Origin of the sequence: Flavobacterium sp. WC2416 (genome assembly GCF_041200095.1) — a bacterium.
Taxonomy (GTDB): Bacteria; Bacteroidota; Bacteroidia; order Flavobacteriales; family Flavobacteriaceae; genus Flavobacterium.
The window spans coordinates 3083897-3103731 of the sequence record NZ_CP165626.1 but is presented as its reverse complement, the minus strand read 5'-3'; the positions used below and the strand labels follow the sequence as shown (position 1 = coordinate 3103731).

Below are 19835 nucleotides of genomic sequence, written 5' to 3'. Positions count from 1 at the left end.
ATGCTTCATTTTTTATAATAAAAAAACCTCATGCTATTTCTAGGATGAGGTTTATTACGATAAAAATTAAAAGCTTTATTCTTGATTTATATTTCTTAGTTGTTTTAATTTTTCTTTCCAAACATCTAAGCTTTCTTTATGGATAGCAATGTTTTTTCGAACTTCTAGAACAATAGAATTTTCTTTTTTAGCATTTCTAGTATTCGTAAAAAACTGAATATTGTTTTCCAATTGGAAAATTTCATTTTGCACTTCATCAATTTTACGCATGATGAAAATCTTTTCGTTTTCTAGTTTACGAGTATCGTTATTCTCTGATAAATGATCCATTCTGTTAGCAAAACGCAACATATCAGTATCTTTTTTACTCAAACTTAATTTATCAAACAGCGCATCAAGGATTTTATTGAATTTTCCTTCAATATGTCTTCTTGGAAAAGGAACTTTACCCAAGTTTTTCCAATTTTCGATGTGTAATTTGATAGCATCCAAATCCGTTTTGTGATCTCCCGTTAATTGGAATTCTCTCAACGTTTCTAGATAAGCTTTTTTATTATCAAAAGAAGCCACCTCTTCACCATTTTCCTCATTCTTTTGCTCTTTTAATTTGTCAAAATAATGGTTACAGGCATCTTTAAATTCTTTCCATACTTTGTCCGAATATTTTCTTGGCACATGCCCAATTTGTTTCCACTCATCCTGAATACGCTTCATGATTGGAGTAGTCACAGCAAAGTCGGTGCTGTCTTGCAATTCAATTGCTTTAGCAACAAGTGCATTTTTTTTATTTAAATTTTCAGTTTGGTCTCTCTTAATATCTTTGTAGAAAGAATTTTTAAAAGAGTTGAAATTTCGAACTGCTGTTTTGAACGCAGCCCAAGTTTCTTCATTCACTTCCGAAGGCACTTTTCCAGCCGAGAAAAAAGCAGTTCTTAACGCTTCTACTTTTTCAATTTGGCCAAGCCATTGAGAATGAGCATTTACTTTCACAGATGCTAATTCTTCAATTTTAGAAATAATTTCTTTTTTCTTTTCTAAATTTTCAACTTCTGTACCTCTCAGTTTCTCAAATAAAACCTCACGTTTGTCGTGCATTTTTTTTGTCAAATCACTGAACAGATTCCAAATTTCATCACGATTTTCCTTAGAAACAGGACCTATGTCCTCTTTCCACATTCTATGTAAATCCTGCAGTTCTCTAAAAGCTTTATTCACATCTTCTTCATGCAATAATTCCTCAACACGCAAAATAATTTTTTGCTTTTGTTCCAGATTGTGCTTGAAGTCTAAGTCTCTGGCCTCTCTGTCAAGATGCAAATAATCATAGAAATTTTCTACATGAAAATGATAATTATTCCATACATGATTGTATTTGTCTTTTGGAATTGGTCCTGCATTTTTCCAGCGCTCTCTTAATTCATTAAAATGTTTTAAGGTGTCTTTGATGTTTTCCTGCGGATTAATTAGCTCTTTTAATTCTTCAACGATAGCTAATCTATTTTCTAAATTCGATTTCAAGTTCGTTTGTAAACTCTTGAAATGAACATTTTTATTGTTTTTATATTGCGTGTAAAATTGGTCAAATTTCACTTTCAACGGAAAATGGTATTGAAAATCTTCAGTACTATCAGGGTTTTCTGCTTGGAATTCTTCTTTTTTCTCTTCTATGAAGTGATTGAATTTTGCCAAAAAAGCTTTCTTGATTTCATCAACATGATCCTTTACTGACATTACTTTATCAGTACCAACAAGGTTTTCTAACTCATCAACAAGCTGCTCCATAGACAAAGTATCATAATCTTGCATCGGGATGTGATGACGCTCCTTCAAGGTCTCATCTTCACTTTCCTCAGCATTAGAATCGTCTATTGAATTTAGTGCTTTTTGATTTTCGTTTTCAATTACCGTATCTGTAACCAAAACTTTTTCGGTTGCAGGTTCAACAGTGTTTTCTTCTGCAGGTACAACTGTCTCCTCCGCTACAGTTTCTAGGTTCTCTGTAGTTTCTGGAGTTGATTCAATAGAATCAGTTGTTAACGTTCCATCTGCATTTTGCAGGTTATCATTCTTTTCTTCTAACATTTGTTCAATGTGTAAGGTTTCTATTTATTGAACACGAAAGATAGTAAAGCAGTATTGAAATACAAAACAATTATCTAATTTAGAGTCGTTTTAGGTTAAAATGTAGGGTTTTTTTGTAGCAATTTCCTGCTATTCGCTCTATCTTTTATAGCTTAAAAAAAGCTATAAAAGGATGCCGCTACTATCAGGGCTAGGCATTGTTTATAGGTTTAAATTTTAGTGATTTAAAGACAATTGGGGCGATTGTAAATAATTAAATGTAGTCCACAATAACAAATACTTATTGAAACATAAAAAAGTACAAATTATAAAATAAAAAAAGTCCCACCGAAGCAGGACTAAAGATTTTCATCTACGGCATATAGCCTTATTGTGATAAGATTAAAGATTAGAAATTTTAATCAGTTACAAACATAACTAAAAATTAGTTAGTTAGCAATGAGGAAAACCGTAAAGGGACTAATTATTTTTACCGTAGCTTTAAAAATTCTTACAAAACAAAGATTGATATGGCAAAAATATTAGGATTAGATTTAGGAACAAACTCGATTGGATGGGCTTTGATTGATGATAAATTGAATAAAATAATAGGTGTTGGAAGTAGAATTTTTCCAATGGGAGTTGAAAACTTGGGTGATGGAGATAATGAAATGTCTAAAAATGCAAGCCGGACAGGGGCAAGAGGAGTAAGGCGTCAGTTTTTTAGAAGAAGATTAAGAAAGAAAGTGCTGTTGAAAGCACTTTCGGAAAATAATATGTGTCCAATGAATAACAGTGATTTTGACGATTGGAAAAAAACGAAGCAATTTCCATCCGAAAAATTAGCTTCTTGGGTTGCTATAAATCCATATGAATTACGTCAGAGAGCTTTGAATGAAAAACTATCTTTAGAAGAAATTGGCAGAGTTTTTTATCATTTAATTCAAAGAAGAGGTTTTTTAAGTAACAGTAGAAAAGGCGGAAGCGATGACGGAGCTATTTTTAAAGGAAATGCTAAAGAAGGAAAAATCGGAATTGATGATACTTTGGAAAGTATTGAAGGTAAAACATTAGGCTCTTATCTATATGAAATTTATCCAAAAGAAAACCAACCTTTTCAAGATGGATTAGAAAGAATCAGAAATAGATATACTACTCGTAAAATGTATATTGATGAATTTGAGATGATTTGGGGGAAGCAATCCCAGTTTCATTCGGTACTAAATGATGATTTAAAAACAATTTTGGGAGGAAGAAAGCAAGACAATTACACAGCTGATGGAATTTTATTTCATCAAAGACCTTTACGTTCTCAAAAGCATTTAGTTGGTAATTGTTCTTTTGAACCTTCAAAAACCAAATGCCCAATTAGTGCTATTCCTGTTGAAATGTTCAGAATTTATCAATGGGTTAATACGGTTGAATACAATGGAAAAAAAATCTCTCAAGACGAAAAAGACAAACTAATTGAGCAATTACTTTTATCTGATAAAATTGAATTTAAAAAACTACGAAAAGCTATTGGCAAAGAAAGTGCTGAATTTAAGTTTAATTATAAAGACGATGATAGAATAGTTGGAACTCACACTATTTCTAATTTATCAAATAAAAAATTCTTTGGTAAAAAATGGTTTGATTTTTCAGAGAAAGAGCAAGAAGATATTTGGCACGTTTTGTATTTTTTTGATAGTAAATCAAATTTAAAAGGATATGCTATTCAGAATTGGAATTTCTCAGATGAACAAGCTATTGCTATTTCTAAATTTAATGTAAAAGACGGTTATGCTAGTTTGAGTCGAAAAGCAATTGGGAATATTTTATCTTTTCTCCACCAAGGATATACCTATGATGTTGCCGTAGTTATGGGGGGAATAAAAAATACATTTGGTGATAAATGGCAAAATGATACTACAGAAAACAATCAAAAACAATTAGACTTAGTTGATAATATTGAAGGAATTGTGAGGTCGAAAATATCAGGAGGTTTTATCGATACGATTAAGGATTTACTTCGTAAAGATTTCCAATTGGATGATAAACAATTAAAGAAACTCTACCATCATTCCGCAACCATTGATGTTGAAGTATTATTAGATAAATTACCAGCTGGTGCAGCTGCAGACAAGGAAATTCAAGCGATTCGGAATCCTATTGTCATTACTGCTTTATTTGAATTGCGAAAATTAGTCAATGAATTAATTGAAGAACACGGGCAACTTGATGAGATAAAAGTAGAAATGGCTCGTGATTTGAAAATATCTAAATCACAACGAAATAAAATTAGAAGAGACCAAAAAAGATTGGAGCGAGAAAATGATAGAGTAAAAAGTGAAGTAGAAAAATATACTAGAGTTTCTCACGATAACATATTAAAATTCAAATTATGGGAAGAGTGTAAACAAACTTGTCCTTATACAGGGGTAACAATTCCAATCAACAAACTTTTTACAGGTGAAGTTCAAATAGAGCATATTCATCCTTGGAGTCGTTCATTAAACGATAGTTTTAATAACAAAACATTGTGTTATGCAGATGAGAACAGACGAAAAGGAGACAAAACACCTTTTGAATTTTATGGAAACGATGAGTTAGATTGGATTTCTAGAAAAGAACGAGCGTTAAAATTATTTTCTGACACTAAGGAATATCCGAATGCTTACCAGAAATTTAAACGATTTGTTCAGGTTAAATTTGATGACGATTTTTCTTCAAGACAATTAAACGATACGCGATTTATAAGTAAAGAAGCAGCGACTTATTTAACTCAAGTTTGTAAAAAAGTAAATGTTTCGCCAGGTCAAATGACAGCCAACTTACGCCAAAAATGGGGTTTGAACACGGTTCTGAATGATGAAAATGCAAAAACTCGTGACGATCATCGTCATCATGCTATCGATGCTTTGGTTATGGCTTGTGGAAAAACAAGTTACTTACAAGAATTATCAAAATGGAATCGTTACAATAGAAATTATGATTTAAAAGATTTTCCAATGCCTTGGGAAACCTTCCGATTTGATGCTGAAAAAGCAGTAGATAAAATATTGATTTCGCATAAACGTATTTCTAATGATATTACTATTCGATATACTAAAGTTGAGAAAAATGGAAAAATGCATATCAACAAAGGGGTTTCTGCACGAGGACAATTGCACGATAAAACATATTATGGTCAAAATAAAAACTGTAACCCTGATGAATATGTTTATAGAGTTGATATTAATAATTTAAGTTTTTCTCAACTGACTAATATTGTTGACTTTAATTTGAAGGAAGTAATAGTTAATGAAATTTTTAAAAAATTAGAAATTGATGAAGTTGAGTTTTTCAAAAGAATGAATTCAAAAGAGAAAAATTTAGATAAGAATTTGCAAAAAAGGATAAAAGAAAAAGTTGATGGAATATTAAAAGGAAATTCTTTTTTTATGCCAAATGAAGGAAAAAGATATAAGCGATTAAATAAAAATGAACCTGAAAACATAGAAAGAAAACCTGTTCCAATTAAGAAAGTTAGAATTAAAAAAGTTTTAGGTAAAGCTGAAAGGTTGAATGAAAATATTAAACAGTTTGTAGATCCGCAAAGTAATCATCACGTACTTATTTATAAAGACGAAAAAGGAAATTTAAAGGAAGAAGTTGTGACTTTTTGGACTGTTGTTGAAAGAAAAAGCAAAGGATTTCCAACTTATCAATTGCCTGCTGAAGGAAAAGAAATAGTTACGGCTTTGCATATTAACGATATGTTTTTATTAGGTCTAAATGAAGATGAAATTAATTGGGAGAATCCTGATTATGAGAATTTAATAGATAATTTGTACAGAGTTCAAAAATTGACATCTGGAGATTATTTTTTTAGAAAGCATAAATCTTCAACGGTAACTGATGATGATTACAAACAAATAAGGGGGTTTGGAGAGGGAAAAACAGGATGGTTTACTTTTAATCCAATCAAAGTAAAAGTTTCAGTATCAGGAAAAATTTCAAAAATCTAATTTTATTTCGAAAGTTTGGTGTAAATTTACACCAACTAAAATTATTGTTATGACACGACAAAGTATCACTTTAGCCAATCAAAATGATGAATGGTTAAAAAAACAAGTTGCAGAAGAAGAATTTACTAGTAAAAGTGAAGCTGTTAATTATTTTATAAAGCAAGCACGGGAGCGTGAAGAATATCACAACTTTGTTCAAATGAAAATCGATAGAGGTTTGAAAAGTGGTTTTAGCACTAAAACTAAAGAAGAACTTTTGGCGGAAATTAAAAGTAGGCTAAATGTATGAGTATCATTTATCTTATGAAGCAGAAGAAGATATTATAAGGATTTTTGAGTACGGTTTAGGGAGATTTGGTTTGCAACAAGCCAATAAATATTACGATATGTTGTTTGAGTGTTTTTCTAAAATAGCATCAAATCCGTTTATGTTTCCAGTTGTTACAAAGTACAGGGATGTAGATCGTTTTTGTGTTTGTGGAGTTGATACCATTTATTTCAATATCAAAGGTGATGAAATTGAAATCATCACAATCATTGGAAGGCAAGACTACTAAAAGTTCTTTGACATAAGTTTTTCGACCTCTTAAACATCTCAAACCACAACTGAAAGATATAGCATCCGCCCAGTAGGGATGCAGTAGCTTTCAGTTGTGGTTTGATTAAAGATTAGAAAACACGATATTTGATACTGAACAAGGAAAGTATTATGCACAGTTGTGGTTTGATTAAAGATTAGAAAACACGATATTCAAACTAAACATGTAGTTACTAATGATGAGTTGTGGTTTGATTAAAGATTAGAAAACACGATATTTGTTATGAAGTGCTTAAATAGTTATGCTACGTTGTGGTTTGATTAAAGATTAGAAAACACGATATTTTATTTATGATAAGACTAAGGTAGGACTTGTTGTGGTTTGATTAAAGATTAGAAAACACGATATTAAAACCTTTAGACTATATACCTGAAGAAATAGTTGTGGTTTGATTAAAGATTAGAAAACACGATATTTTGATGATGTGTTGACATCAAGAACAAACTGTTGTGGTTTGATTAAAGATTAGAAAACACGATATTAAAGCGGTAAAATCAATAAAAGTAAGTTCGTTGTGGTTTGATTAAAGATTAGAAAACACGATATTTATTGTTTCTGGTATTGTCCTGCAGTGCAAGTTGTGGTTTGATTAAAGATTAGAAAACACGATATTATGCCTTACTGATTTGCAAGAACTAGAGCCGTTGTGGTTTGATTAAAGATTAGAAAACACGATATTCCTAATGAAATTAGAACAGCGTTTAAATAGTTGTGGTTTGATTAAAGATTAGAAAACACGATATTAACTATTGGAATTTCACGCATAATTGACACGTTGTGGTTTGATTAAAGATTAGAAAACACGATATTCCTTTAGAATTTTGGTATGAACCGCAGCGAGTTGTGGTTTGATTAAAGATTAGAAAACACGATATTGTTAAATATGAATTAGAGTGCAAAAAGCTAGTTGTGGTTTGATTAAAGATTAGAAAACACGATATTCAAGCGAATTATACAAGTCCAAGAGATTAGTTGTGGTTTGATTAAAGATTAGAAAACACGATATTAAGATGCGAAAGGACAAGCGTTGACAACAGGTTGTGGTTTGATTAAAGATTAGAAAACACGATATTTAATTTTATTTTTGAAATATTCTTAACTCAGTTGTGGTTTGATTAAAGATTAGAAAACACGATATTAATTAAACAGTGATTAATCCTTTTGCTACTGTTGTGGTTTGATTAAAGATTAGAAAACACGATATTAGTTTCATATATTAAAACAAGCCCTATACAGTTGTGGTTTGATTAAAGATTAGAAAACACGATATTACAAAAATAACAAATGGCAGTAGCATACACGTTGTGGTTTGATTAAAGATTAGAAAACACGATATTAGTTTCATATATTAAAACAAGCCCTATACAGTTGTGGTTTGATTAAAGATTAGAAAACACGATATTCAGTTGCAAGAATTATAGGGACGGCTAACGTTGTGGTTTGATTAAAGATTAGAAAACACGATATTTTAGCCACACAAGGCCCGAGCTACGATACAGTTGTGGTTTGATTAAAGATTAGAAAACACGATATTCCACTGCATACTTCGATTACGTCGGGCGCTGTTGTGGTTTGATTAAAGATTAGAAAACACGATATTCAAACACGTGTTGCGTGAGGTTTTGGGTTGGTTGTGGTTTGATTAAAGATTAGAAAACACGATATTGACTAACGATAGTTTTACATCAACTCCAGAGTTGTGGTTTGATTAAAGATTAGAAAACACGATATTATCCAATGGAAGATGTGTTAAGAATTACGCGTTGTGGTTTGATTAAAGATTAGAAAACACGATATTACTCAATTTCAAAATCTCTTCCATTGGATCGTTGTGGTTTGATTAAAGATTAGAAAACACGATATTGGTATCAAAGACATCGAGAATAGAACTTGGTTGTGGTTTGATTAAAGATTAGAAAACACGATATTCGCAATTGCTGATGAAACAGTGATACGCTCGTTGTGGTTTGATTAAAGATTAGAAAACACGATATTATAAACAAGCTTTTCATTCCTTCCTTGATGTTGTGGTTTGATTAAAGATTAGAAAACACGATATTTAGTTCCTGTAAATTCTGTAATATCAGTATGTTGTGGTTTGATTAAAGATTAGAAAACACGATATTCTGCCCGTGTGCAAAAAGGATGGACACAGCGTTGTGGTTTGATTAAAGATTAGAAAACACGATATTAGGATCAAATTGGTATTACCGGTTTGACTAGTTGTGGTTTGATTAAAGATTAGAAAACACGATATTGGGCGAAGTAGTCGGATGGGGTCGAGGTCGGTTGTGGTTTGATTAAAGATTAGAAAACACGATATTTTCAATAGGTGGAACTCCTTTAACACATCTGTTGTGGTTTGATTAAAGATTAGAAAACACGATATTTTGTTCTTCTAAAGCATCGTTAAAAGAACTGTTGTGGTTTGATTAAAGATTAGAAAACACGATATTAAAATCCAAATACTCTAGAGATCAATAGAGTTGTGGTTTGATTAAAGATTAGAAAACACGATATTTTAGCTAATCAAGGCGCTGGCTATGATACAGTTGTGGTTTGATTAAAGATTAGAAAACACGATATTAAAGATGGTAATAGATATTTTATGCCAGTAGTTGTGGTTTGATTAAAGATTAGAAAACACGATATTAGTTGGCTTGTTACCTTCTAATAATCAATAGAATAAAGAGATATGTCGTAAAATAAAATGCTCCTTTTTAGCACGTGATAGACTAGATTGGAGCATTTTTTTGTTTGTAATAGAAAATGACAGGGCACGACCTGTCTGGATGGTGACAGAATTAGTGTTTTATATTAATCCGTTGGGTGTACTTAAATTTAAGTATTAAAATTACAAATTGTATAGTTAGAATGTATTGATTTTGTCATTTCGAGTAACTAAAAATCGCGTTTTTTAAATATATCATGTGATTTGCTTCGCCTGTTCGAGCTTCGCTCTCGAGTCTCCTCTGTCGCAATGACAAAACAACTTTTTTTTGTTATTTTTAAATAATAAACTAAACGGGTTTTTATATTATAATATTTTGATGAAAAATAGAAAAAGAAATCGAATGAAAGGATTCGATTATTCCAGTAATAATATATATTTTGTGACGATATGTGTTCAAAATCGAGAATGTTGTTTTGGATACGTAGGGACAGGTCGCGACCTGTCCGTACATCATCGCGCCGAAAATGAGATTAATGATTCGATTGAAGTTGAAATGGATTTAAATAAATATGGTAAAATTGTAGAAGAAAAAATAATTTGGTTACAAGAACAATACAAATATGTAGAAATACATAATTATGTAGTTATGCCCAATCACGTACATATTATTATTGAAATTGATAGTTTGAAAGTTGTAGATTCTGCCGTGAAAATAAAATCCTTGTCAAGTTTGATAGGTGCTTTAAAAACTAAGTCATCTAAATTTATTCATATTGAAGGATTAGAAAAGTTTTCTTGGCAGCGTTCTTTCCATGACCATATAATAAAGAATGAGAATTCTTATGATAATATTAATAACTACATAGATTTAAATCCTCAAAAATGGCATCAAGATACTTTTTATGAGGTACATTAAAACAACTCTAATTGTGTTGGAGTATCAATATTCTCTTGCTTGGCTTTGCCTAAATAATTGATTATCATACCAAATTGTTTATCGGTTATTCGTAAAACACTTACTTTTCCTAAAGGAGGAACAAGTTTGTTAATTCTTTTCTCGTGTACATCGGCACTTTCACTACTTGCACAATGCCGTATGTAAACAGAAAATTGCATCATACTAAAGCCATCTTTCAGTAGGTTTCCACGAAATTGTGACGCATTCCTTCGGTCTTTTTTGGTTTCTGTGGGTAAATCAAAAAACACAAACAACCACATTATTCTATATCCATTGAGTTCCATAATTTTGGATATTTAATTTTTTTTCGGTGACCTGTAAAACATTGCTGTAAAGAACTAGCCGTTTTTTGTAAAGCCACCATTAGAGGACTTTTCTCGTCTTTAAAATAAACCGTTCTGGTGAGTATTTGTAGTAGTTCCGCTTTAATAGCTGTATTTAGTTCTTGTTCGTGATGGGTATTCATTATTTTATAAACAGCTTCATCTACAAGTGGTCGGAAAGGTTCCATAATATCATCTGCAAGTGCAAATGCATTGTATTTGCTTTTATGATGAATCCCTAACGTGTTCAATAATCCGCTTCCAGATAATGACCTTGCTGTTGCAGCTCTTAAAATGGCATAGCCATAGTTCAGGAAATTATTTGGATAATCTCCATAGCGCTCTCTTTTTAAACCCTCTTTTTCAAGGTTTGGTTGTGGGAAATGTTTCCAATAAAATTGTGCAGCAACTCCTTCCATGTTAGAAGTATCTCCGCTTAGTACTTTACTCGCCAAAAAATCAAACGTATTTTTATCGTTCGTGAGTTTTTCTAATAATTCACCTTGATTTTTAATTTTTTCAATAATTGTTTGCTGCCACAATTTCTTTTTTAGGGGTACGGAAGCTTCAATTTGGTTTTTAAAAATTTCTTGTTGTATATGATGGCTGTTGAGGTTTAAAAACATACCATTGGGAAGATGGTTTTTTCCGCAAATTATTATAGCTGTATTATTCTCAATAATTAAATTCATTGCAGGAATACTCAAGTAAATTTCGGGATTGTCAAGCAGTAAAAAGCCAATATCTTCAATTGGAATAGTTGTTTCTCGGGTTTCTGTTTTGAGTACTAATTGAAGATTTTTTGTAGTTATAGAAGATTTGTTTTCAACTAGAATAGTTCTTTTTATCATAATTTTGACCTTTAATTTGCTTAACAATCTGATTATTAAGTAAATTAAGGGATAATCTAACTAGAATCTTTACGGGAATCCTCATTGAGGTATTAAGTGATATTACTTTGGTAATAAAAAAACGTCTTGATATAAAATTGGATTGCCCACGCGAGTAGACAAATTTTATATCAAGACGATTCTATTTTTTATTGAATTTAGCTCTATTTATTCCAAATCTTCCAAGCTTTCTCTGCCTGAAAAACGAGCATATCTAATCCGTTTTTAATTTGTGCTCCTTGTGCTTTAGCTTTTTTAAGGAAAGTAGTTTCGGCAGGATTATAAATTAAATCAAAGGCGATATGTTGGGCACTAAAGAACTCGTATGGTAGTAATGGCGCTGCCTCAATATTAGGGCTAGTTCCTACCGGACTGGAGTTAATTATAATTTGATACTCATCAAATGTTTTGGAATCAATTTGATCATAGCCAATTGCATTTTCATTTGAGGTTCTAGATACAAAATCATATCTAATTCCCAATTCATCAAGAGCATAAGCCACGCCTTTTGAAGCGCCTCCTGTACCTAGTATTAAAGCTTTTTTATGATGGGGTTGCAATAAAGGTTTTAAGGATTTTTTGAATCCATAATAATCCGTATTGTACCCTTTTAATTTTCCTTTTTTGGTAAATTTAATGGTGTTTACAGCACCTATCAATGCTGCTTTTTTGGATAATTTATCCAAATAAGGCATCACAACTTCCTTGTAAGGAATGGTAACATTCATCCCATTTATTTCCTGATGATTTTCTTTTATGATGGTAGTAAAACCTTCTATTTCAGGAATATCAAAATTTTCATAAGTGTAGCCTACAAAGTGCTCTGTCTCAAATTTTTCTGTAAAATATCCTTTCGAAAAAGAATAACTAATATTTTTACCTAGTAAGCCAAAACGTTTTTTTTCAATATTAGTCATTATTCTTTTTATGTTTGTCAATGTAATTTCGAACTGTCTTTTTGGTCCAAACTACAGGAAATAGATCTTCAATTAAGATGTAATTATCAAATTTTAAACGCAAGCCATTACTTAAATGGAATTTTGCTTTTGTTGTATCTTGAATCATAAAATACAAACCAGCTAGGCGGTATTCTACTTCGTTTTCTTCAGGGTAGAACTCTGATGCTTGTAATAATGTTTGAATAGCACTTTCAAATTCACCTAAAAATTGTAAAATATCAACCCAGAACAGCCAAGTGTCTAATTCCGTATCTCCAAATTCTACTGCTTTTCGATATCCAAATTCTGCTTCTTCAAAGAAGTTCATCTGTTTGTTTATCGTAGCATATCGTTTCCAGTACAAACGGTTTTGGTTGTCAATTGCTAATGCTTTGTTTACATAAAACAACGCTTTTTGAAAGTTTTTTTGACGAACATAAAAATCAGTAATGGCAATCCATCCTTTGTCTAATAGCGGGTCTTCATGTACGGTTTCATTATAAAATTTAAGTGCAAGAATGGTGTTACCTAATTTTTCATGACATTTTCCTATTCGAAGTAAAGCATAGGAGGTAGCGTCATCTAATTCAATGGTTCTACTGTAACTTTCTATTGCTTCTTCGTATCGATTCAATCGTTCAAAGGCTTTTGCTTTTTCCATAAAAGCACCTAAGAATTCATCATCGATTAGGGTGGCATAATCAAAAGCACGAATAGCATTTTCATACTCTTTTATTCCATAATATAAACGCCCCATTTGATGCCAAGCAATTTCACTGTATGGATTTTTGTCAATGTATTTGTTTAAATAAGCAATAGCTTCCAAATTTTGGTCTAGAAATTCAAAACAATACACTACATTATACAATGCCGATTGATCCTCAAGATCTTCTTCGAGGCATTTGATGAAGCTTTCTTTGGCTAGTTCTAGATTATCCATAAATAGATATTCCATTCCGATTAAATTATAGACATCAGCATAATCATCGGTAAATTGTAAAGCAATTTTTAATAATTCAACCGCTTTTTCATGTTGATCCCTTTTGGAACAAATGTTAGCTTTTTGAATGTAAATTTCTTCATTATTAGGTTCAATAGCATATAGCTCATTGAGTAATTTCTCGGCTATATCTAGTTTGTCGTCATACACCAGCATCTCTACTTGAACCAACTTCAATCCTGTCGATTTAGGGTGTTGGTCTAATGCAAGTTTGAGTGCTTTTTTTGCCAAAGCGGCCTTACCCATATCAAGATAATGAAGGATAATTTCTTCAAACTCTTCGGAGTCAAAAAAGAGTACTTTGTTGGTTTTCAACATAGACTCAAATTTGGATAGTGATAAGTTATAGTCTTCTTCTTCGTTGCTTAATTGCATACTTTATTTTTTTGAATTTGGCCTAATTAAAGTTAGGCATCCATATTATTGTTGTGAAGAAAAACCTGAATTGTTGTGAACAATTTAATTAACAATAAGATATTATTAAATTAGAGTTGTATTTTAAGCTTATTTAGGGTCCATTTCAACCTGAATTTCATTTAGTACTTCTAGCATTATGGCACAACCTTCACGAATTTCCTCTTCAGAAATAGTTAACGGTGGCGTAATTCTAATCGCACATCCTTCAAATAGTAACCAGAATAATATTAATCCTCTGTCTTGGCATTTTAAAATCACTTCATTCGTTATTGCTGCACTACGTGTCATTGCGGCAAGCATTAACCCTTTTCCTCGGATTTCTTTTATCAAAGGGTGTACCAAAAGCGATTTAAATAAGTTTTCTTTTTCTAAAGCACTGGACATTAGATCAGTTTCAGTAATTTCCTGCAAAGTGGCCAAACAGGCTGCCGCTATGACAGGATGACCGCCAAAAGTAGTAATATGCCCTAGCTTTGGGTTATCACTTAATAAATCCATCATTGCTGCCGATGCCGTAAAAGCACCTACTGGCATTCCGCCTCCCATTCCTTTTCCCATAACTAAGATATCTGGAACTACATCATAATTTTCAAAACCAAAAAGAGTACCTGTTCGGCCAAAACCAGGTTGGATTTCATCCAAAATTAATAAGGCTCCAACTTCAACACATCTGGCTTTTACCTTTTTCAAAAAACCGTTTTCTGGTTGGATAAATCCTGCACCTCCCTGAATTGTTTCTAGTAGTACACCAGCAGTTTTGGTGGTTATTTTTTGTAAATCGGCCTCATTGTTGAAAGTGATAAAATCAACATCAGGAATCAAAGGACGAAAAACTTGTTTGCGCTCTTCAAAGCCCATAACACTCATAGATCCCATCGTATTTCCATGATACGCATTATGACAAGAAATCAACTGACTTCTTCCTGTAGTTCGTCTAGCTAATTTCAAGGCGCCTTCTATTGCTTCTGTACCTGAATTTACTAAATAGGTTTTGTCTAATGGAGCGGGAAGGAGTGAGGCTAATAGTTTGCAATATTCCACAGCCGGACTTTGTGAATATTCTCCATATACCATTACGTGTGAATATTTGTCTAACTGGTCTTTAATGGCTTGATTGACTCTTGGTGGTTGGTGTCCTAACGTACAAGCAGAAACTCCAGCGACAAAGTCTAAATATTTTTTATTATTTGTATCGAAAATGTAAGAGCCAATAGCATGTGAAACTTCCATTCCTAGTGGGTATGGAGAGGTTTGAGCTTGGTATTTTATGAAATCAGTATTCACGGAATTTTGTTTTATTTTTTAATTGGGCATCCATTAATTAAGGAAAAGTAGAATAAAATAACTGATACGGACCACTTATTTCTTTCCTTTCTTCTTGTCATAGTTCAATGTTTCCTTTCGGATTTTCATAGGGACGTCTTTCTTTGCTTCTTCTGCTTTGGTTGCATTACTTATTTTATCATTATCCTCATTTTCATCTGGAGGAAAAATATCGTCTTTAGACTTTATTCGTTCCTCACCACGCCATACTAAACCTCGAAGTTTCCGAGCATTTTCTGGTAAATCTTTTTCTGGATAAATATCACCATCCACTTGCTGGAAAAAAGTGATGGTCTCAATGGTTTTTTCATCAAAAATGATATTGATCTTACTACTTACGTTTTTATTGATTCCAATGAGTTCTTTGTCGTCATTTCGCATGTAATAAATCACCTCTGTATTTTTTATAATGTCCACATCATGTAGTTTTCCTTCTTCAAATTTCCCAAATAGATTTTGTCCCTTAACTTGATTATAGCCCGTTCCTAGCGTATCTTTCGAGACGAGGAAGGTATTATTAAGCACTTTGAGCGAGTCGAGTTCTTTAGTATTGTTGTTGCCAATTAGGTGCATTACATCTCCTGTAATTTGATTTTCACCATTCCAGAGTATTGGATTTCCCATTAGTTTTGTTAATGCAGTTTTGGAACTGGAATGAATGGAATCACATTTACCACTCATATCCGTTTTGAAAAAACGAACATTATTAAAAGCTCTTATGATGCGGTTTCCTTCTTTTCCTGTTACCATTAATTTTTTTCCATGAATGTAAACCGAGTCGTTTTCGACAAAATTCACTGCAACAGCTCTTTTAGTTACAAACATAGAGTCTTGTTTTTTGTAAATTTCAGCATAATTTCCTTTCACAATCCCACGGTTAATGGAATCCGTTATTTTCACATTTCGTGTGGCCGATGCAAATTCTCTATTTCGATCATAATACAAACTATCTCCTTTTATAACCCGATCATCGTACCTGATGTACGATTTATTGAGAAAATGAGCCAGATTTTTTTTAGTGTCATAAAATCCTTTTTCGGTATAAATATAATTGGCTTTACTGGTAATTGTTGAAGGACCTAAAAGGTACGAATGACCTGAATTAGTATAATAATCCAAATGATTTGTTTTGATAACATAAGTGGGATTTGTAATAGTTACCGCGGTTAGGAACTGAAATTTCTTTTCGGCAACGTAGTATTTTCCTGATTTACTTTTTAAAGTATTGTCTTTATTAACAATAGTTCCCAGTGAATTATAGTAGGCTTCTTGCGTGTTTCTATCAAAATTAATCGTGTCAGTAGCCAATGTTGCATCTGGAGAACTCATAATAGCATTTCCTGTTGCGTATGCCTTTTTTAAATTTCCATTGTATTCAGCATATTTACTGTTTAAAAATAAAGTATCTCCCTGAACCAATTGTACATTTCCAAAGGCTTTTAAATAGTTCTCTTTTTGAAAAAAATAAGCTTTATTGCAAGTCAAAACAGCTCCGTCATGGTTTACTCGAACATTTCCTGTAAGTAGAACGGCATCAGGAATTTCAACTTGATTGACATCGAAATAATCAGAATGCTCTACAACAATTTTTTTAGGGGCTTGCGCCAAAATGAAATTAGTACAAATCAATAACAAACAATAACGAAGGAAAAATTGTGATTTCTTCAATGGATTTATTTTTTGACAAATTTATGAAAAAGGAGACAATCCTAATCCATATTAGGAATTATTTATAATTCACAAAAAAGGCATTGAAAATGCTTTATTTTGTTTTGAAAGTTATCAACTAATTAAGCTACTGTTTCGTTGTAGTTTTTGTTTTTAAATTATAATTTATTTTATTTGAAACGATAGCTTTTTCATTAGTTTAAAATAGATTAATTTAGGAAATTGATAAAAAGAGCGTAAATCAGGATAAAAAATTTTGTATGATAAAAAAAATAACTATTGTTGCAAGCATAAGTACAATGCTATTGGCCACAGCTTGCAAGACAAAAGATTTAAAAATGGAAAACGGAAATAAAGAGATAGCCTCAAATAAAAAGGAAGTAGTATATCAAGTATTTACAAGATTGTTTGGAAATAAAACGACAACTAATAAACCTTGGGGTACACTTGAGGAAAATGGAGTAGGGAAATTTAATGATTTTACGGATACTGCTCTTAAAGAAATAAAAGATTTAGGAGTTACCTATATTTGGTACACCGGAGTTCCCCATCATGCTTTAATCCGAGATTATACTGCTATTGGAATTTCTAATGATGATCCTGAAGTGGTAAAAGGGCGAGCTGGTTCTCCATATGCAGTGAAAGACTATTATAATGTTAATCCAGATCTAGCTGTAAATCCTGCGCATCGTTTAGAAGAATTTGAAGCCTTAATTGCTAGAACTCATAAAGCGGGTTTAAAGGTTATTATTGATATTGTGCCCAATCATATCGCTCGTAAATACGAAGGAAAAAACAATCCAAAAGGAGTTCGGGATTTTGGTGCAGATGATGATGTATCCGTAGAATATAAAAGAGATAATAATTTCTACTATATACCCAATACGCAGTTTGAAATTCCAGATGCAGATGTGCCATTAAATGGAGAAAGTAACCCGTTAATTGATGGGAAATTCAATGAATTTCCCGCAAAATGGACAGGAAACGGTTCTCGTAAAGCTAAACCAGATCGCAATGACTGGTATGAAACGGTTAAGGTAAATTATGGTATTCGCCCAGATGGTTCTAAAGATTTTCCTGAACTTCCATATGGGTTTGATACTAAATCATACCAAGAACATTTTGATTTCTGGAAAGATAAAGACGTTCCTAATTCTTGGATCAAATTTAGAGACATTGCATTCTACTGGACGGCCAAAGGAGTGGATGGTTTTCGATATGATATGGCCGAAATGGTACCATTTGAGTTTTGGAGTTACATGAACTCCGCTATAAAAGTGAAGAATCCGAATGCCTTTTTATTAGCTGAAGTGTATAACCCAAATGAATATAGAAATTATATCCGTTTAGGGAAAATGGATTATTTGTACGATAAAGTAGAAACTTATGATAAATTAAAAGATGTTATTCGTGGTCATTCATGGCCTGATGGTTTATCAGATATCCAGCACGGTATGGCCGATATCGAACATCATATGCTTAAGTTTTTAGATAATCATGACGAACAACGATTAGCAAGTCCTGAATTTGCTGGTACACCTGAAAAAGGAAAACCTTTAATGGTTGTTTCAACCACTATAAGTACGGCGCCAACTATGATTTATTTTGGACAAGAAGTAGGAGAGGCTGCGAATGAAAATGCTGGCTTTGGAACCCATTCTAGAACTTCCATTTTCGATTATATTGGTGTTCCTAGTCATCAGCGTTGGATGAATTGTGGAAAATTTGACGGTGGGCAACTCACAGAAAAGGAAGCATTACTTCGCGACTTTTATAGGCGATTGCTTAATTTTTCTCTTAACAGTTCTGCTTTAATGGGTAAATTTCAAGAGATTCAATCAGTTAATCGTGATGCAACTTCGGGTTATGCAACTGGAATTTACTCATTTGTTAGGTGGTCTGAAAATGAAAAATTGATTGTTGTCGTTAATTTTTGGTCTGAAGAAGGGTATGAATTTGAATTAAAAATACCTTCAGATATTATTCAAAAATGGAACTTAAAAGAGGGCAATTATACTATAGAAGATCAATTGTATAAAAAGAGTAAATTGGAAATGCGAGTTGAAAATGGAGAAGGAAAAATACATGTCAAGATTGGGCCTTCGGAATCTTTTATTTATCAATTATAGGGTTCTGTTCAATTGCTGTAGACAAATAAAAAAGCTGATGTATACTTTTAGTAGACGTCAGCTTTTTTATTTTTAGGTAGCTATTTTAGTATCTTTTCCTTTGAGAAGCTTCGTAGTTTTCGTTTATTTTTTTCCAATTAATGACATTAAAAAACGAATCAATATAGTTTCTTCTTCGGTATTGATAGCCTAGATAATAGGCATGTTCCCATAAATCTAATGCTAATATAGGAGTTCCTGGAATTACTGCATTTCTCATTAATGGATTATCTTGATTTTGCGTACTGGTTACTTTTAATTTTCCATACTTGTCTACAATTAACCAAGTCCAAGCTGATCCAAATTGATTTGTTGCTTCAGCTTTAAAACTAGCAACAAAGTTTTCATACGAACCAAAATCTCTATTAATTAATGAAGCTATTGTGTCTGTTGGTTTTCCGCCAGTATCAGGAGCCATAGATTTCCAATATAGACTATGATTGTAATACCCTCCAGCATTATTTCTTAAATCGGCATTGTTTATGTCTAATTTAGATAAAATATTCTCAATGGATTGATTCTCATATTCAGTTCCAGCAATCAGTTTGTTTAGATTATTGGTATACGTCAAATAATGTTTAGAATAGTGCGTTTCTAATGTTAATGGGGAAACAGTTGGTGCTAATGCATCATATGGATAAGGTAATTTTTCTAGTTGGAATGAACCAGGTGCAGCTTTTACATCCTCAGGAAATCCAATAGTGACCTTTTCTTGTGCTGTGGGTAATGGTACTTCGACAACTTCAGTAAGCTTTTTATTTTTACATGAAATTAAAAGTGAAATTAGCAGCAGGTTTGTTATTATAAAATAATATTTTTTCATTAGT

General features: G+C 32.2%; 13 protein-coding genes and 1 CRISPR repeat array. Of the genes, 5 read left to right on the top strand and 8 right to left on the bottom strand.

Features of this window, described 5'->3' with window-relative positions:
• Positions 1-75 precede the first annotated feature (75 nt).
• On the bottom strand, positions 76-2082 hold the full coding sequence (locus tag AB3G39_RS13040) for a DUF349 domain-containing protein (RefSeq protein ID WP_369765427.1): 2007 nt from the start codon (positions 2080-2082) through the stop codon (positions 76-78).
• Between the two features lie 509 nt (positions 2083-2591).
• On the opposite strand from AB3G39_RS13040, the gene cas9 reads away from it, so the two are divergent.
• From cas9 to AB3G39_RS13020, 4 genes are all read left to right on the top strand, one after another.
• A complete protein-coding gene (gene cas9 / locus AB3G39_RS13035; protein ID WP_369765426.1) occupies positions 2592-6050 on the top strand; it encodes a type II CRISPR RNA-guided endonuclease Cas9 in 3459 nt (1152 codons plus the stop codon).
• Positions 6051-6099: 49 nt separating this feature from the next.
• Entirely contained in the window at positions 6100-6339 is a 240-nt protein-coding gene (locus AB3G39_RS13030) for a type II toxin-antitoxin system ParD family antitoxin (RefSeq protein ID WP_369765425.1), read from the top strand.
• Positions 6332-6607: a type II toxin-antitoxin system RelE/ParE family toxin gene (locus tag AB3G39_RS13025; protein WP_369765424.1), complete on the top strand. Its 276-nt coding sequence runs from the start codon at positions 6332-6334 to the stop codon at positions 6605-6607. Before AB3G39_RS13030 ends, AB3G39_RS13025 begins: the two co-directional genes overlap by 8 nt.
• A gap of 93 nt (positions 6608-6700) precedes the next feature.
• A CRISPR array of direct repeats spans positions 6701-9302; the repeat unit is 36 nt; unit sequence GTTGTGGTTTGATTAAAGATTAGAAAACACGATATT.
• Positions 9303-9699: 397 nt separating this feature from the next.
• Positions 9700-10239 (top strand): transposase, encoded by a 540-nt coding sequence (locus AB3G39_RS13020; protein ID WP_369769428.1) that lies wholly within the window; start codon positions 9700-9702, stop codon positions 10237-10239.
• Here the strand turns inward: AB3G39_RS13020 and cas2 are convergent.
• From cas2 to AB3G39_RS12990, 6 genes are all read right to left on the bottom strand, one after another.
• Complete coding sequence (cas2, locus tag AB3G39_RS13015; RefSeq protein ID WP_369765422.1) at positions 10236-10565, bottom strand: CRISPR-associated endonuclease Cas2; 330 nt, start codon at positions 10563-10565, stop codon at positions 10236-10238. The two genes, AB3G39_RS13020 and cas2, sit on opposite strands and share 4 nt — an antisense overlap.
• The gene (gene cas1 / locus AB3G39_RS13010; RefSeq protein WP_369765421.1) at positions 10541-11455 is read right to left on the bottom strand and encodes a type II CRISPR-associated endonuclease Cas1; all 915 of its coding nucleotides are present in this window, start codon (positions 11453-11455) and stop codon (positions 10541-10543) included. The genes cas2 and cas1 overlap by 25 nt, the downstream gene beginning before the upstream one ends.
• A 203-nt stretch (positions 11456-11658) precedes the next feature.
• Positions 11659-12411: a shikimate dehydrogenase gene (locus tag AB3G39_RS13005; protein ID WP_369765420.1), complete on the bottom strand. Its 753-nt coding sequence runs from the start codon at positions 12409-12411 to the stop codon at positions 11659-11661.
• The gene (locus tag AB3G39_RS13000) at positions 12404-13807 is read right to left on the bottom strand and encodes a tetratricopeptide repeat protein (RefSeq protein WP_367768619.1); all 1404 of its coding nucleotides are present in this window, start codon (positions 13805-13807) and stop codon (positions 12404-12406) included. Before AB3G39_RS13000 ends, AB3G39_RS13005 begins: the two co-directional genes overlap by 8 nt.
• Before the next feature lie 129 nt (positions 13808-13936).
• Positions 13937-15133: an aspartate aminotransferase family protein gene (locus AB3G39_RS12995; protein WP_369765419.1), complete on the bottom strand. Its 1197-nt coding sequence runs from the start codon at positions 15131-15133 to the stop codon at positions 13937-13939.
• Between the two features lie 75 nt (positions 15134-15208).
• Positions 15209-16840 (bottom strand): OstA-like protein, encoded by a 1632-nt coding sequence (locus AB3G39_RS12990; protein ID WP_369765418.1) that lies wholly within the window; start codon positions 16838-16840, stop codon positions 15209-15211.
• A 260-nt stretch (positions 16841-17100) separates the two neighbouring features.
• Here AB3G39_RS12990 and AB3G39_RS12985 point away from each other — a divergent pair, with 260 nt between their 5' ends.
• Positions 17101-18969 carry an alpha-amylase family protein gene (locus tag AB3G39_RS12985; RefSeq protein WP_369765417.1) on the top strand — a complete coding sequence of 623 codons (1869 nt, stop codon included), beginning with the start codon at positions 17101-17103 and terminating at the stop codon, positions 18967-18969.
• Positions 18970-19054: 85 nt separating this feature from the next.
• On the opposite strand, the gene AB3G39_RS12980 is transcribed toward AB3G39_RS12985, so the two are convergent.
• Positions 19055-19831, bottom strand: coding sequence for a superoxide dismutase (locus AB3G39_RS12980; RefSeq protein WP_367752130.1), 777 nt, complete (start codon positions 19829-19831; stop codon positions 19055-19057).
• Between the last annotated feature and the right edge of the window lie 4 nt (positions 19832-19835).

Bases quoted from the DNA above. Each gene is read 5' to 3' on its own strand.
- AB3G39_RS13040 (WP_369765427.1), bottom strand. From the start codon at position 2,082: ATGTTAGAAGAAAAGAATGATAACCTGCAAAATGCAGATGGAACGTTA.
- cas9 (WP_369765426.1), top strand. From the start codon at position 2,592: ATGGCAAAAATATTAGGATTAGATTTAGGAACAAACTCGATTGGATGG.
- AB3G39_RS13030 (WP_369765425.1), top strand. From the start codon at position 6,100: ATGACACGACAAAGTATCACTTTAGCCAATCAAAATGATGAATGGTTA.
- AB3G39_RS13025 (WP_369765424.1), top strand. From the start codon at position 6,332: ATGTATGAGTATCATTTATCTTATGAAGCAGAAGAAGATATTATAAGG.
- AB3G39_RS13020 (WP_369769428.1), top strand. From the start codon at position 9,700: ATGAAAAATAGAAAAAGAAATCGAATGAAAGGATTCGATTATTCCAGT.
- cas2 (WP_369765422.1), bottom strand. From the start codon at position 10,565: ATGGAACTCAATGGATATAGAATAATGTGGTTGTTTGTGTTTTTTGAT.
- cas1 (WP_369765421.1), bottom strand. From the start codon at position 11,455: ATGATAAAAAGAACTATTCTAGTTGAAAACAAATCTTCTATAACTACA.
- AB3G39_RS13005 (WP_369765420.1), bottom strand. From the start codon at position 12,411: ATGACTAATATTGAAAAAAAACGTTTTGGCTTACTAGGTAAAAATATT.
- AB3G39_RS13000 (WP_367768619.1), bottom strand. From the start codon at position 13,807: ATGCAATTAAGCAACGAAGAAGAAGACTATAACTTATCACTATCCAAA.
- AB3G39_RS12985 (WP_369765417.1), top strand. From the start codon at position 17,101: ATGATAAAAAAAATAACTATTGTTGCAAGCATAAGTACAATGCTATTG.
- AB3G39_RS12980 (WP_367752130.1), bottom strand. From the start codon at position 19,831: ATGAAAAAATATTATTTTATAATAACAAACCTGCTGCTAATTTCACTT.